Origin of the sequence: Nitrospirillum guanabarense, assembly GCF_034653355.1 — a bacterium.
GTDB lineage: Bacteria > Pseudomonadota > Alphaproteobacteria > Azospirillales > Azospirillaceae > Nitrospirillum.
Genome location: NZ_JAYEER010000001.1, coordinates 999,015 through 1,013,394, shown reverse-complemented (window position 1 = coordinate 1,013,394; position 14,380 = coordinate 999,015). Strand labels below are relative to the sequence as shown.

The following is a 14,380-nucleotide window of genomic DNA, read 5'->3' as shown; positions in this document are numbered from 1 at the left end:
GTGAGCGAAGGCCGTGGCCGCCCCGGTCGATGGGGCACCTCTGCACGACGTCATGAATGTCACGGTATGGATCAGAGAAGGCGCAGGTACGATTGTACCAGGCGCTTCGCGGTGCCCGGCACTGGCATTTCAACCTGATCGCGCATCAACCTGGATCTGGGTGCTTGGGCACCCCGGCCCCGTATCCTCCCGAATTTGTGACGATCATAGTGTGGGGCGGATTTTTGTAACATAGTCCGCATACGTATGTGCAACGGTCCAGTAACAATCACATACGTATTCAGACAGAGCGGCATCCGTTAACCAATTCTGCTTGGTTGCCACAGTATTCAATGTTGCAAGTGCACAATGAAATGGCCGGACCCTTGCGGATCCGGCCATCGAGTTACAAAGCCGCAACGAAACACGCTGTGCCGTTATTCCGTGCGCAAGGCCGATGCGACCGGCGTGCGCGCGGCCGCCAGGGCGGGGGCCAGGGCCGACAGTGCCGCCACCACGGCGGCGACCCCAAGGCCGGCCACGGTCCCCCAGGAGCTGGCCTGATAGTCGAAGGGATAGCGGATGATGCTCTGGCCGAAGCGGGCCACCACCGGACGGCTGATGACGGGCGCCAACGCCGAGGCGACGGCCCAGCCCACCAGGGCGATCACCACCGCCTCATAGATGAACAGACGCACCAGCGCGGCCCCGCCGCCGCCCATGGCCTTCATCACCCCGACCTCGCGCGTCCGTTCCGCCACGCTGACGCCGATGCAGGCCGCCAGGCCCAGCGTGCCGGTCGCCAAGGCCAGGACGGATATCGCCATCAGGATGAGGGTGATGAAGTCAAGATGGCCGTCGATGACGGCCGTCAGCATCCCCGCCGTTTCCGCGCTCCCCACCTGGATGCCGGCGGACGCGAGATCGTCCTGGAGGGCCTGGGCGGCCCGGCGCTGGTCCGCGCCCGGGGCCAGGGCCAGATAGACCAGGTCGGCGTCCTCCACGGCGGGGCGCAGGGCGTCCATCACCGCCGTGGCGGCATAGACGCGGCCGGGCCCGAACTCCCGCGCCACGCCGATGATGGTGACCCGCGCGACGCGGTCGCCCGACCGCAACTGATAGGTGCCACCCAACCGGATCATGGGCACGTCGGCCAGCAGCTTCTGCGTCACGACGACACCGTGGGGCTGGGACCCATCCAGCCACCGTCCGGCCAACAGGTCGGGACGCAGCAGGCGGGTGTCCGCTGGCGGCGCCACCACGGGCACGGCGTTGCCCAGGCGCCTTCCATCCATCCCCATCGGCACGGCCGTCGCCGTCCGCCAGTATTCCGCGACGCGGACCTCGGCCCGGCCGGCCAGTGGGCCGCGCAGGCGGTCCACCGGATAAGCCTGGCGCAGGGCCAACTGCACGTCGTACGGCTTTGTCCGCGCCACCGCCGCCGCCGTGCCCCGCATGGAGGCGCGGACGTTCAAGGCCGTCAGGAAAAAGGCCAGGCCGATGGCCAGGACCAGGGCGCTGAGCACGGCGGGACGGGGCCGGCGCATCACCGCCCCCAGCGCCAGGCGGGGCAGCAGGGGCAGGAAGGCCGTACGGCCCAGCGGTCCCGCCATGGCACCGCCACCTTGCCCGCTGGCCCTCATCAGGGCCAGGCGCACCGGCACACCCACCGTCCGCCCCACCCGCCAGCCGGCGACGGCCAAGGGGATGGCCACGCCGAAGACCAGGATGAGGGCAGCCACCCATAGGGGGGGCGGGGAGTCACCAGGTCGAAATTGTTGCCGGCGGCCAGGAAGCGGGCCATGACCGTGCCCAGCGACAGCGCCGGCCACAGGCTGGCCAGGGCGGCCCCCAGGCCCAGGAGACCGGTGGCCAGCAGATAGTCGCGCAGCACCTGTCCCGGCCGGGCGCCCAGGGCCCGCATCACCCCCACCACCCGCCGCTCCCGCGTCATCATCCCGTCGACCAGGTTGACCACCAGCACCATGCCCATGACCAGGGTGGTGACCGCCAGACCGGCCATCAGCACCAGCAGCGCGTCCAGCTGGTTCTGGTGGCCGTAGACCGGCACGTCCTGGATGTCCATGCGCCGCACGGCCACCCCGGCCGCCGCCAACGTCGCCTCCACCACCGGGGCCAGGGCGCCGGCGCTGTCGGGGCCGCTGGACGCGCGCGCGGTCAGCAGCAGGCGGGTGCCGTCCAGGGACTGCCCCCAGGCGGCCAGGGTGGCGCGGGTGATGTAGCCGTAGAGGACCCTTTCCATGCGGGACGGATGCTGGCCGGGGTCGAACACATAGCCGGTGAAGGCGGCGCTGGCCGTCCCGCCGTCGGCGAAGCGTAGCGGTAGGGCGCCGCCCGGCGCGCCTTCCATGAAATATCGCCCGTCACGTTCCAGCAGCAGCCCGCCGGTGGCGGGCGGCCAGGCGTCTCGGGGCAGGCCGGCGTCAGGCGTGAAGGTGGCCACGCGCACATCGCGGAAGTCATCCACCACCGCCAGTTCCAGGGGCCACCAGCGGCCGGGTTGGGTTTCGATCCGCGCCGGCACCAGGGGCCGTTCCTCCATCGCCGCCACGCCCGGCAACGCCGCCAGCCGGCGCAACACGCCCGGCGCCACGGCGTCCGTGCGCAGCACCAGGTTGGGCGGATTGGTGCGGCGGTAGCCGGCGTCCAGGTCGATGCGCAGCAGGGAATAGGCGGCCACCACCGCGCCGGCGACGAACAAGCCGATGGTCAGGCCCGCGAAGGCCATCAACGTGCGGCCCCAGCGCACGCCGAAATCGCGTGCCACCTTCTTCAGGCGAACGGGGATCATGGCGCCCCCTCCGCCATCCCGCCCTCTGTCACTTGGCCGTCCTCGACCCGCAGCACGCGGTGATAGCGGTCCAGGCCACCCCGCTCGTGGGTGGCGACGATGACGGTCCAGCCCGTCGGCCACGCAACGGTCGAACAACGCGGCCACACGTTCCCCGTTGGCGCGGTCCAGGTTGCCGGTGGGCTCATCCGCCACCAGGATGGGCGGATCGTTGGCCAGGGCGCGGGCGATGGCGACACGCTGCTGCTCGCCGCCCGACAGGCGCCCCGGTGGGCGGAAGGCCTGGTCGGCGAGGCCCACATCCCCCAGCAGGGACAGGGCCCGGGCGCGTCGCGCCTTGGCCGGCACGACGCCCACCAGGTCCATCGCCAGCACGACGTTGTCCAGCGCGGTCAGGGTGGGGATCAGCTCGAAGAACTGGAAGACGATGCCGATGTGGGTTCCCCGGAAGCGGGCCAGCGCCCCCTCCCCCAATGTTTCCAGCGCCGTGCCGTTGACGCGGACGGAGCCCTGGCTGGCCCGGTCCACACCGGTGACGAGGTTCAGCAGCGTGGACTTGCCGGAACCGGACGCCCCCGTCACCGCCACGTACTGCCCCCGGCCTATTGTCACGGTGACGGGCCGCAGGGCGGCATGTTCCGCCCCCGCGCCCCTTGGCCCGCCCTGGCGGAACGTCCGCCCGGCGGCCAGCAATTGAATGACAGGCGACACCAGCACCCCCTTCCCCGGTTAAAGAGCGGCCAGGATGGAGGGGCTGTGTCGGGCGCTGTTGGCGCGCGTGTCAGGAAAGTGTGGGGAAGTCCATCATGGCCGTGGTGCCGGCGTCCACCGCGCTGTCCAGCGTCAGCCGACCGCCCTGCGCCGCCACCAGCGCCCGGGCGATACTGAGGCCCAGGCCGGCGCCCCCGCCCCCCGGTGCCGGTCGACACGGTAAAAGCGGTCGAAGACGTGGGGCAGGTCGGCCGCCGGGATGCCCCGGCCGTTGTCCGCCACCGTCACCCGCCAGCCGGCGTCGTCAACCCGCAGGCCGAGGGTGATGCGTGCCTCCGCCCGGCCCAGCGTCGCGGTCACGGCGTTGTCCACCAGATTGCCCAGGGCCTGGAACAGCCGCCCGGCATCGATGCGGACCGTCCGGTCCCCCGCCACGCTCATATCCACGGCGATGCCCACCTGCCCGATGCGGGGCGAAAGCCGGGCGAAGGCGTCGCGCGCCCATTCGGCCAGCGCCACCGGTTGCCGCACCAGGGGGACGGCCCCCTCCTCCACCCTCGCCGCTTCCAGGATGTCGCCGATCAGGCGGTCCATCAGCGCGATCTCCGCATCCATCTGCGCCAAGTGGGGAGCCGCCTGTTCCGGCCTGCGGGCGATGGTCTCCCCCAGCGCCCGCAGGCGACCAAGAGGGGAACGCAGGTCGTGTGACACGTCGGCCAGCAGCCGGCGCTGCCGGGCCTCGGCATCGCGCAGCGCCCGCGACATGTCGTTAAAGGACCGTACCAGGCCCGCCAATTCGCGCTGGCGCGGCGGGTCCAGCGTCTCTCCGAAATGGCCGCCGGCCACGCGGGCGGCCAGGGTGGACAGGCGGCGGAAGGCCGCCGTCAGGTCGCGCACCGGCGGCCAGATCAAGAGCGCGGCCAAGCCGACGAAGACCAGCACCACCGGCACGAATTCCACATGCAGGGGCACCGCCGGCTGCCCCCCGCGGCTGAGCACCAGAGTGCCGCCGTCAGGCAGCGGGGCGGCACCCACCAGCACCTCCAGATCCTGATGCGCTGGGCCGATCAGACGGGGGTCCAGGGGCGGCTTGTCCGGCCGGCTGTCCGCCATCACCCGGCCGTCCGCCGCCAGCACGGTCAGGCGCACCCGGTCATGCGCCGCCCGCCAGGCCTGGGCGAGCGCCGCCGGGTCCTGGTCCGCCGGCCAGCGGCTGGCCTGCCAGCGCGCCTCATCCCGCAGGTCATGCTGCCAGTCGCCATAGAGGAAGCGCGCCTGGAAATGGAAGGACAGCGTCACCAGGATGCCCAGGCAGACGGCCACCAGCAGCAGCGCCCGCCAGAACATCAGGCGGAACAGGCCCGGCGTCTTCATGACAGGTGGAACCGGTAACCCACGCCCCACACCGTGCGGATGAAGGTGGGGGTCTTAGGGTCGTCGCCGATCTTGCGACGCAGGTTGCTGATATGGGTGTCGACGGCGCGGTCGAAAGCGTCCGTCTCCCCGCCCCGCACGCATTCCAGCAGCATGTCGCGGCTGAACACCCGGCCGGGGTCGCCCGCCAGCCGGGCCAGCAGGTCGAATTCCGTGCGCGTAAGGTCCAAGGGCTGCCCATGCAGGCTGGCGGCGCGGCTGCCGGCGTCGATGCGGAACGGGCCGGCCCGCTGCACGGCCGGCGCCGCCGCCGGGGTGGCGCGGATGCAGCGGCGCAGCACCGCCTTGGCCCGCGCCTCCAGCTCCCACAGGCTGTAGGGCTTGGGCAGGTAGTCGTCGGCACCCAGGTCCAGGCCCCGGATGCGGTCAGCCTCCTGCCCCCGGGCGGTGACCATGATGATGCCGATGTCGTGGTCGCGGCGGATGCGGCGGCAGAGGGACAGCCCATCCTCCCCCGGCAGCATGATGTCCAGCACCGCCAGGTCGACGGCGTGCGTCCGCAAGTGCGCGTCCGCCGCCGCCGCGTCCGCCGCCCAGTCGACCTGGAAGCCGCTTTCGGCCAGATGGCGCACCACCAGGGGCGCCAGCCGGTCGTCGTCTTCCACCAGCAGGATGCGGGCACCATCGGGCGGGGGCGGGGTCATGCGAAGGGAAACCTTGGGGCAGGGGTGTGCACGCGCGACGATAGCGTGAAACACCGGGGCCGCGACATAGTCGCGACTTCCGGCCTACACAGCCTGCCTGCTGGCAGCCCCCCGTCTTCTCCCCTATCATTCGCCGCGTTAACCAACCTGCCCATAAGCCCGCGCCCAGACCAAGGGAATGCCGGCCCATCTGGAGGGAAACCATGACGAAGTCCATTCCGCGCGCCGCGTTGCTGTGGGGCGCGATGGTGATCGCCGCGCCGGGCCTGGCCCTGGCCGCCACCCCGGTCGTCACCACCGTGCACCTGATCACCGCCACCGGCGTGGGTGCCGCCATCGGCACCATCACCGCCACCGAGGGCGGCGACGGCTTGGTGCTGACACCCAAGCTGACCGGCCTGCCACCCGGGGTGCACGGCTTCCACCTGCACGCCAACGCCTCGTGCCAGCCGGGGGAGAAGGACGGCAAGCCCGGCGCGGGCCTGGGCGCCGGCGGGCATTTCGACCCCGCCAGCACGGGCAAGCACCTGGGCCCCACGGCCGACGGCCATAAGGGCGACCTGCCGCCGCTGACGGTCACGGCTGATGGCAGCAGTTCATCCGAGCCGCTGACGGCGCCGCATCTGAAGCTGGCCGACCTGGCCGGCCACGCCTTCGTCATCCATGCCGGCGGCGACAACTTCTCCGATACGCCGGAACCGCTGGGCGGTGGCGGCGGACGCATCGCCTGTGGCGTGGTGGGTGAGAAATAGTACCGTCCGATCCAGGTCGCGGTGAGTGAAGTCCCGGCGGGGCGCCCTCGCCGGGACTTAATTTTTTGCAAGATGCCTAAATTTTAAGCGACGTAACAAATCCTGTTGCGCCCCCTTGTGGGTCCTCTTTCGCCCCGCCTATAGTATTAGGCATAAAGGCGGAACGCGTACGGCGGCGTCTATAACGGAACCGGGAGGGTGCTGGCGGGAAACGCGGGGCGCAAGGTTCCGGAGCATTCCCATCATGTCGGCGCCATCCGGGAAACGCGGGGGCGTTATGAGTGATTGGTCGGAGGCCGGGGGTACCCGGCCGGAGGCGGAGGAGCAGGCGCGTGGCCTGAACGCGGCGGCGGTCCGCGCCATGGTGGCCGGCCAGCCGGCGCGGGCGGTGGCCCTGCTGGAGGAAGCGCTGTCCTTCACCCCGAGCCAGGTGCCCCTGTGGCTGAACCTGGCCGGCGCGCATCGCGCGCTGGGTCAGCCCGGCACCGCCCTGTCGGCCCTGGACCGGGCGCTGGCGCTGGACGCCCGCAATTTCATGGCCCTGCTGATGCGCGCCTCGCTGCTGGACGGCATGGGACAGGCGCGCCAAGCCGGTGCCGCCTACGGCGTCGCCCTGCAGTTGGCCCCACCCGACACGGTGCTGGACGCCGCCACCGCCCGGGCGGTGGCCCGCGCGCGGGAACGGTACGCCGGCTACCTGGCCGACCTGGACCGCTTCCTGAAGGAAGAAATCGACGGCGACCTGCGTCGCTGCGCCAGTGGGGAAGCGCGGCGCATGGCCCGCTTCGTCGACATGGCGCTGGGCCGGACCAAGCCCTACCACCAACAGCCGGCGCAGTTCTTCTATCCGGGCCTGCCGGCCATCGAGTTCTTCGAGCGCGAGGAATTCCCCTGGCTGGCGGAGCTGGAGGCCGGCACCGACGCCGTGCGGGCGGAACTGGCGGCCGTGTTGCGGGACGAGGACGATCCGCAGCGGTTCGTGCCCTATATCGCCTATCCGGAGGGCTTGCCCCTGGACCAGTGGGCGGAACTGAACCATTCCCCGCGGTGGAGCGCCTTCCACTTCATGCATTACGGCCGGCCGCACCTGGAGAACCGCGCCCGCTGCCCGAACACCGCCGCCCTGCTGGACGCCATGCCGCAGCCACAGGTCCCGGGCAAGTCGCCCGCCGCCATGTATTCGGTCCTGAAGCCCCGCACCCGCATCCCCGCCCACACCGGTGTGTCCAACACCCGGCTGGTGGTGCACCTGCCCCTGGTGGTGCCGCCGGGCTGCGGTTTCCGTGTCGGCAACGAGACGCGGGAGTGGAAGGTGGGCGAGGCCTGGGTGTTCGACGACACCATCGAGCATGAGGCCTGGAACGACAGTGACCAGACCCGCGTCATCCTGCTGTTCGACATCTGGCACCCGCACCTGAGCGCCGCCGAGCGCGAAATGATCACCCGGGTCATGACCGGCATCGACCGCTTCAACGGCGACCCGCCGGCGGCGACTGGGTCGGACGGCGGCCTCTGAACTGGCCAAGCTATGCCTTAGCATATGATGAGCGGGGCCGCGCACTGGCACATATGACCGGCGGGTACCGGTCCCCTTCCCCTCCTGGACCGGGGCAGGCGGCACACGGACCCTGATGACCTTCTTCCCCACCTCTTCCTCCACCCCGGCGCCGACGACGGCGCGGCGCGACGGGGCGTTGGAGCCTGAGGGCGCCACATCAGGCGAATCATCCCCGGGATGGCCGGCGCACCCCCCGCGCCTGGGCCAATTCGGTCGCCGGGGCCTGCTGGCCACGGCCGTGCTGCTGACGCTGGTCGTGCTGGCGGTGGCGGGCGCGCAATTACGTCACGACGCCGACGCGCTGAATGCGGACCTGCAACGCCAGCTGCTGGCGCGGGCCCTGAGCATCACCCCGGTGATGGAGCAGGCGCGCACCATCGGCGACGGCGTCGCCATGCGCCTGTCGGGCACGCGAACGGTGCCGGGCGGCATCCAGGGTCTTCCCGCCAACGACGCCGTGCGCTGTGACGAGCGCTTGACCGCCGACCCCGTGGCGCTGGCGGCCCACCTGATCCTGGCCACACCCGACCATCGCCCGCCCTCCGGGCCCACAGCCTGCCTTCTGTCCTTGCTGGAGAGTGTCAGCCTGCTGGCCAGCGGCACACCCATCAGTTCGGTCACCGTGATCGGGGCGGACTGGGCGCTGACCTACCCCGACATGCCCCGGGGCTTGCGCGACAACATGACCGGCGAACGGCTGATCGCCAGTATCCGTGGCCTGTCCGAACGCGCCCTGAAGACCGGCCAGGGCATGATGAGCGCGCCCTACCGCAGCATGGTGGCGGGCCGGGGCATCACCGCCGCCTATCTCACCCGGTCCAGTGACCGCCCCGACTTCCTGGCCGTGACCGTCAGCCTGTCGCTGGATGGACTGTGGCGGGAGATGGACGCCCTGCCGGGTTTGCCCGACAATGAATTGCTGATCGTGGATGCCAAGGGCACCGTGGTGTTGCGCGGCGGCGCCCCATCGGACGCCGCGCTGCCAGACGCCCGCACCGGCGACCGCCCCAGCCTGCCCCCCGCCGACGTGCGGCGGGCACTGGCCGGCGCCGGCCAGCCGGTGCGCGACGGCGGCTGGCTGACGGCCGCCCTGCCCTTGACCAACCTGGGCTGGTCGCTTGTGGTGCGCGTACCCTGGCCGGAATTCCTGTCCTGGCTGCTTTGGGGCGCCGTCTGGCCGCTGGCCGGCGCCACGCTGCTGCTGGCCGGCATCTGGCTGGCCTATGGCGCGGCGTCGCGCCGGTTGCTGGCCCCGGCCATCCTGCTGGAACAGCGCCTGCACCAGGCGGTGGGCGAGTTGCGCCTGACCTTCGACAACATGACGGAAGGCTTGTGCCTGCTGGACCGCGAGGGCCGGGTGAAGGCGGCCAACGCCCACTTGGCCGTCGTGCTGGATTTGCCGGAGCACCTGACCCGGCCCGGTGCCACCCTGGCCGAAGTCAATACCCACTTGGCCGGCCTCTATCCCCCCGGCATGCGCCTGCTGACCATGCCCACCCTGCTGGCCCGCCTGGCGGATGGCGGCGGGCAGTACAGCTTCGACGCGCCCTTGCCCGGCGCTCGGCGCTGGTATGAGGCCCGTTTCCGCCTGGTCCCGGGCGGCGACATGATCGTGGGCCTGGCCACCGACATCACCGCCCGCAAACGCGACGAGTTGGCGCTCGTCGCCGCCAAGGAGCGCGCGGTGAAGGCCCTGACCCAGCTGGAGGAGGCGCAGGGCCAACTGGTGGAAAGCGAAAAGATGGCCGCGTTGGGCGGCCTGGTGGCCGGCGTCGCGCATGAGGTGAACACGCCTATTGGGGTGGGGGTGACGGCTGCCAGCACCCTGGCGGAGCGCACCCGCCTGCTGGCCGGTGCCTTCGCGGAACGCACCATGACCAAGGAGATGCTGGATGACTATCTGGACCGGGCGGCGACCCTGACGTCCCTGATCCAGGAAAACCTGGACCGCGCCACCCGGCTGGTGCGCAGCTTCAAGCAGGTGGCCATCGACCAGAACGGCGACGCCGAACACGACGTGCGGCTGAAGCAGTACCTGGAGGACGCGCTGGTCAACCTGCGGCCCGAGCTGAAGCGCGGCCGGCACACCCTGGCCATCGAGGGGGACGGCGAGATCATCGTGCGCGCCGTGCCGGCCCAGCTGTGGCAGGTGGCCAGCAACCTGGTGCTGAACGCCATCATCCACGCGTTCCCCGACCAGGAGGGCGGCACAGTGCGCATCACCCTGACCCGGTCGGGCCCCCGCGCCATCCTGGAGGTGCGCGACGACGGCATCGGCATGACTGAAGAGGTGCGCCACCGCTGTTTCGAGCCCTTCTACACCACCAAGCGGGGACGGGGCGGCAGCGGCCTGGGGCTGTCCATCACCCATACCCTGGTCACCAATGGCCTGAACGGCCGCATCACCGTGGACAGCGCCCTTGGCGCCGGCACCACCTTCCGCATCGAGATGCCCCTGGTCCTGCCTTCCGTCACCGCGACGGGGACGGGGCCTGAAGCCCTCACCCGGACATCGCCATGACGACCTTCGACGACCTGTTCGCCCGGCCGCCCGCCGACCCGGTTCCACCGGCGTCGGCGTCCCCGGTCGCGCCATGGAAGGTGCTGATCGCCGACGATGACGCGGCCATCCACGCCGTGACCGAACTGGCGCTGGAGGGCTTTCGCATGGACGGCCGGCCGCTGGCCTTCCTGCACGCCCATTCCGGGGCGGAGACCCTGCAGCGCATGGCGGAACATCCGGACGTGGCCGTGCTGCTGCTGGACGTGGTGATGGAAAGCGACAGCGCCGGCCTGGACGCGGCCAAGGCGGTGCGGGAGCGGCTGGGCAACCGCCAGGTGCGCATCGTGCTGAACACCAGCCAGCCGGGATCCGCGCCCGAAGCCGATATCATCGCCCGCTACGACATCGACAATTACCGCGAAAAGGGGGAGCTGACGGAGCGGCAGCTGTTCACCCTGATGTATTCCTGCCTGCGCGGATACCGCGACATCGCGGCGGTGGAGCAGAGCCGCCAGGGCCTGCGCCGGCTGATCGACGCCCTGCCCCGCATTTTCCACCTGACCGCCGCCGATCGCCTGGCCCGCACATCCCTGGACCAACTGGCGGGCCTCACGGGCGGGGTGGGGCTGAACGGCCTGGTGCTGGAGCAGGAGCAGCCCGACGGCCCAGCCCACGCCCTGGCCGCCTGCGGCCGGTTCGAAATCCTCGACGGGGACGGGCCGCTGCCCACGGAGGTGCAGGCCGCCCTCGGGCTGGACGGCAACATGCGGGAACACGATCGCTGGAGCGAATGGTTGCCCACCGGTGGCGGCGGGCGGCGCATGCTGTACCTGGACGGCGTCGCCGCGACCACGCCTCTGGGCCGCGACCTGCTGGCCCTGTTCGTGCGCAACCTGGCCGTCGCCTTCGACAACCTGCGCCTGAAGGAAGAGATCGAGGAGACCCAGCGCGAAATCGTTTTCCGCCTGGGCGAGGCGGTGGAAACCCGCAACCAGGAAACCGGCAACCACCTGAAGCGGGTGTCGGAGGCGGCGGGCATGATCGCGGCCTATCTGGGCTATGACGAAACCATGGTGGCGCGGGTGCGCTACGCCGCCCCCCTGCACGACATCGGCAAGATCGGCATTCCCGACCACATCCTGAACAAGCGCGGCCAGTTGGATCCGGAGGAATGGAAGGTCATGCAGACGCATGCCGACATCGGCTGGCGCATGCTGAAGGACGCGCGCCAGGACATCCTCCGCGCTGGCGCCATCATCTCTCTTCAGCATCACGAGAAATGGGATGGGACGGGGTACCCCAGGGGGCTGCGCGGGGACGAGATCGATCCCCTGGCCCGCATCGTCGCCGCCGCCGACGTGTTCGACGCCTTGGGCAGCCACCGGCCCTACAAGGAGCCCTGGCCCCTGGAAAGCATCCTGGAGTACATGGCCAGGGAGCGGGGCCGCCATTTCGACCCGTCCGTGGTGGACGCCATCATCGCCCTGGCACCGGCGCTTATGGAAAGCCGGACGCGTTATCCGGATATCGAGCGGTAGCCGGCACCCACGGGAGCGCCCACCGGGCCGCCCACCGGGGCGCCGACAGGGCTTTCCGGCTGGGCCGCCGCCTTGCGGTTGCGGTTCACCACCATCTCGTCATACAGCACGGCGATGGTGCGGCTGCCGGTGCGCACGAACAGGCCGGGCACGACGGCGTGCACCAGGCAGGCCAGGCCCGCCAGCACCATGCGGCCGCCGAAGGACGCCGCCACCACGGCATGCTCGCCGTAGCTTTCCTGGACCGCCCGCGGGTGGTCGATAAACAGCTTGCCCAACATGATCCCTGGCCTCTCCTGTCATCCCGTGCCGGTGCCACCAGCATAACCCGGGCGGCCTTGAGAAAAATCCCAAACTGTCCCATCATTCGGGCGCGATTGGATAACTTTATCCCACGAAGTGGCAGTTCCATGGAACATCTTGACAAAACCGACCTCAGACTGCTGCAGCTGCTGCAGGAGGACGCCTCGCAATCCATCGCCCAACTGGCCGACGCCGTCGCCCTGTCGACGAACGCCTGCTGGCGACGGGTGAAGCAGCTTGAGGAGGCGGGCATCATCCGCCGCCGCGTCGCCCTGCTGGACGCCGACCTGCTGGGCTGCGGCATCACCGTGTTCGTGGCCATCCGCACCAACCAGCACGACGAGGATTGGCTGGAGACCTTCGCCCGGGGCGTGGCCGACATCCCGGAGATCGTGGAGTTCTACCGCATGAGCGGCGACGTGGATTACCTGCTGAAGGTGCTGGTGGCCGACATCCCCCATTATGACCGGGTGTACAAGCGTCTGATCAAGGTGACCAAGTTGACCGACGTCAGTTCCAGCTTCGCCATGGAACGCATCAAATCCACCACAGCGATTCCCCTGCCCGCCCCCTCGCCCCGGCCCGGAACCTGAAGGGGCATACGCCGAAGGCAAGATCGCCAACGGGGAAAAACTGCGTCATGTTCCGCATCTGGTCTTCCCCATCCGCGTTGCGAAACGCGGAGGGTTTTTTTTTGGGCGATTGGCGCGTCGCGGTTTTCGTGAGGGTGCCGGGTTTGATGAGGGCGTAAGCCGTGGACATGCTGCTGCGACAGCGGGTGCGACTGGCGGGGCTGGCGGCCCTGGGTGGCATCGTCGCCCTGCTGTTGATCATGCAATCCATCTTCGCGGAGGTGGTGAGCAGCGAGAGGTGGGTGAACCACAGCCATCAGGTCCGCACCACGGCGACCCTGGTGTTAAGCCACATCCTGTCGGCGGAATCGGCCCAACGCCTGTATCTGCTGGTCCGTGCGCCGGAGGCGCGCGACCGTTTCCAAGGCTATCGCGACGACGCCACCAACCAGTTGCTGGCGCTGAGCACCCTGCTGAGCGACAACGCCGACCAGGCGCGGCGGGTGTCCACCTTGACGGCCCTGGCCAACGCCCGGCTGGACGCGCTGCAGGTGCTGATGCAGGCCCCCGCCGGCGCCGCCCCCGATACCATCACCCTGGAACGGGGCGAGTCCCTGATGGCCGAGGTGCGGGAACAGGTCGCCGTCATCGACGGCACCGAGCAAGCCCTGCTGGTGCAGCGGCAGGGCCGGGTCAACACCCTGCGCCTGCTGTTCGTGGCCGGCAGCGTGGTCATCTGCCTGGTGGCCGGCGGGCTGGTCTGGCGCCTGTCCAGCGGCGCCATGAACGAGGCCGACCGCGAGAGCCGCATGCGCCAGCAGTTGCAGGACATGCTGGACGAGAAGGGCCGCCTGCTGCGGGAAATCAACCATCGCGTGGGCAACGGCCTGGCCATGATCGGCACCCTGTTGCAGCTGCAGACCCATGACACCAAGGACCCGCAAGCCGAACGCGCCCTGGCGGAGGCCCGCACCCGCGTGCTGGCCATCAACGAGGTGCACAAGCGCATGCTGCAGGCCGAAACGGTGGATGAGGTGGAATTCGGCGCCCTGCTGCCCGCCTTCTGCCGCGAGGTGGCGGCGGAATACGGTGCCCTGGACCGGGTGCAGGTGACCAGCACGCCCGTGCTGCTGCCGGTGGAGACGGGCGTCGCCATGGCCCTGATCCTGAACGAGATGCTGACCCCCACCCTGCGCCGGTCGGACGAGCTGTCCAGCCCGGTGCAGCTGACCCTGGCGGTGGTGGACAACCGTCTGTCCTGCATCATCGACGACCCCAGCGGCCAACTGCCCGCCGACATGGGAGCCGCCCGCCTGGCCGGCATCGGCATGACCGTGGTCCAGGCGCTGTGCCGCCAGATCGGGGCGGAGATGGCCTTCGACAAGGCCGGCACGCAGTTCTACATCTCCGTCACCGTGCCCCGGACGCGCAAGGTGCAGGCGGCCTGAACGTGGCCAAGCGTGCCTAATCAATTGAGAAATCGGATCCGCAACGATCCTGTCTCACGGCTGTGCCTGTATTTCCCGATGGCTTTCGCTATGATGGCGCCACCCTGACGTTTAGCCGGGAAAGGC

10 protein-coding genes and 1 pseudogene are annotated in these 14,380 nt (G+C 70.1%); 6 read left to right on the top strand and 5 right to left on the bottom strand.

Annotated elements, in window-relative coordinates; translation table 11 throughout:
* Nucleotides 1-416: 416 nt before the first annotated feature.
* The 4 genes and pseudogenes from UAA55_RS04210 to UAA55_RS04195 form a co-directional block, all read right to left on the bottom strand.
* Nucleotides 417-1,721 (bottom strand): ABC transporter permease, encoded by a 1,305-nt coding sequence (locus UAA55_RS04210; RefSeq protein ID WP_322951407.1) that lies wholly within the window; start codon nucleotides 1,719-1,721, stop codon nucleotides 417-419.
* A complete protein-coding gene (locus tag UAA55_RS04205; RefSeq protein ID WP_322951406.1) occupies nucleotides 1,622-3,502 on the bottom strand; it encodes an ABC transporter ATP-binding protein/permease in 1,881 nt (626 codons plus the stop codon). Before UAA55_RS04205 ends, UAA55_RS04210 begins: the two co-directional genes overlap by 100 nt.
* 70 nt (nucleotides 3,503-3,572) lie before the next feature.
* A pseudogene (locus tag UAA55_RS04200) lies at nucleotides 3,573-4,615 on the bottom strand (HAMP domain-containing sensor histidine kinase).
* A 257-nt stretch (nucleotides 4,616-4,872) separates the two neighbouring features.
* Entirely contained in the window at nucleotides 4,873-5,580 is a 708-nt protein-coding gene (locus tag UAA55_RS04195) for a response regulator transcription factor (RefSeq protein ID WP_322951404.1), read from the bottom strand.
* Between the two features lie 203 nt (nucleotides 5,581-5,783).
* On the opposite strand from UAA55_RS04195, the gene sodC reads away from it, so the two are divergent.
* The 4 genes from sodC to UAA55_RS04175 all read left to right on the top strand — a co-directional run bounded on the left by sodC (nucleotide 5,784) and on the right by UAA55_RS04175 (nucleotide 11,931).
* Entirely contained in the window at nucleotides 5,784-6,332 is a 549-nt protein-coding gene (sodC, locus tag UAA55_RS04190) for a superoxide dismutase [Cu-Zn] SodC (RefSeq protein WP_322951403.1), read from the top strand.
* Nucleotides 6,333-6,609: 277 nt separating this feature from the next.
* On the top strand, nucleotides 6,610-7,848 hold the full coding sequence (locus tag UAA55_RS04185) for an aspartyl/asparaginyl beta-hydroxylase domain-containing protein (RefSeq protein ID WP_322951402.1): 1,239 nt from the start codon (nucleotides 6,610-6,612) through the stop codon (nucleotides 7,846-7,848).
* A gap of 115 nt (nucleotides 7,849-7,963) precedes the next feature.
* Nucleotides 7,964-10,411 carry a sensor histidine kinase gene (locus UAA55_RS04180; RefSeq protein ID WP_322951401.1) on the top strand — a complete coding sequence of 816 codons (2,448 nt, stop codon included), beginning with the start codon at nucleotides 7,964-7,966 and terminating at the stop codon, nucleotides 10,409-10,411.
* Complete coding sequence (locus tag UAA55_RS04175) at nucleotides 10,408-11,931, top strand: HD domain-containing phosphohydrolase (protein WP_322951400.1); 1,524 nt, start codon at nucleotides 10,408-10,410, stop codon at nucleotides 11,929-11,931. Before UAA55_RS04180 ends, UAA55_RS04175 begins: the two co-directional genes overlap by 4 nt.
* On the opposite strand, the gene UAA55_RS04170 is transcribed toward UAA55_RS04175, so the two are convergent.
* Nucleotides 11,910-12,212 carry a DUF6356 family protein gene (locus UAA55_RS04170; RefSeq protein WP_322951399.1) on the bottom strand — a complete coding sequence of 101 codons (303 nt, stop codon included), beginning with the start codon at nucleotides 12,210-12,212 and terminating at the stop codon, nucleotides 11,910-11,912. The two genes, UAA55_RS04175 and UAA55_RS04170, sit on opposite strands and share 22 nt — an antisense overlap.
* Nucleotides 12,213-12,341: 129 nt before the next feature.
* Between UAA55_RS04170 and UAA55_RS04165 the strand changes: the two genes are divergently transcribed.
* Together UAA55_RS04165 and UAA55_RS04160 are read left to right on the top strand one after the other, a co-directional pair.
* Complete coding sequence (locus tag UAA55_RS04165; RefSeq protein WP_322951398.1) at nucleotides 12,342-12,827, top strand: Lrp/AsnC family transcriptional regulator; 486 nt, start codon at nucleotides 12,342-12,344, stop codon at nucleotides 12,825-12,827.
* A 167-nt stretch (nucleotides 12,828-12,994) separates the two neighbouring features.
* Complete coding sequence (locus tag UAA55_RS04160) at nucleotides 12,995-14,254, top strand: sensor histidine kinase (protein ID WP_322951923.1); 1,260 nt, start codon at nucleotides 12,995-12,997, stop codon at nucleotides 14,252-14,254.
* Nucleotides 14,255-14,380: the final 126 nt, after the last annotated feature.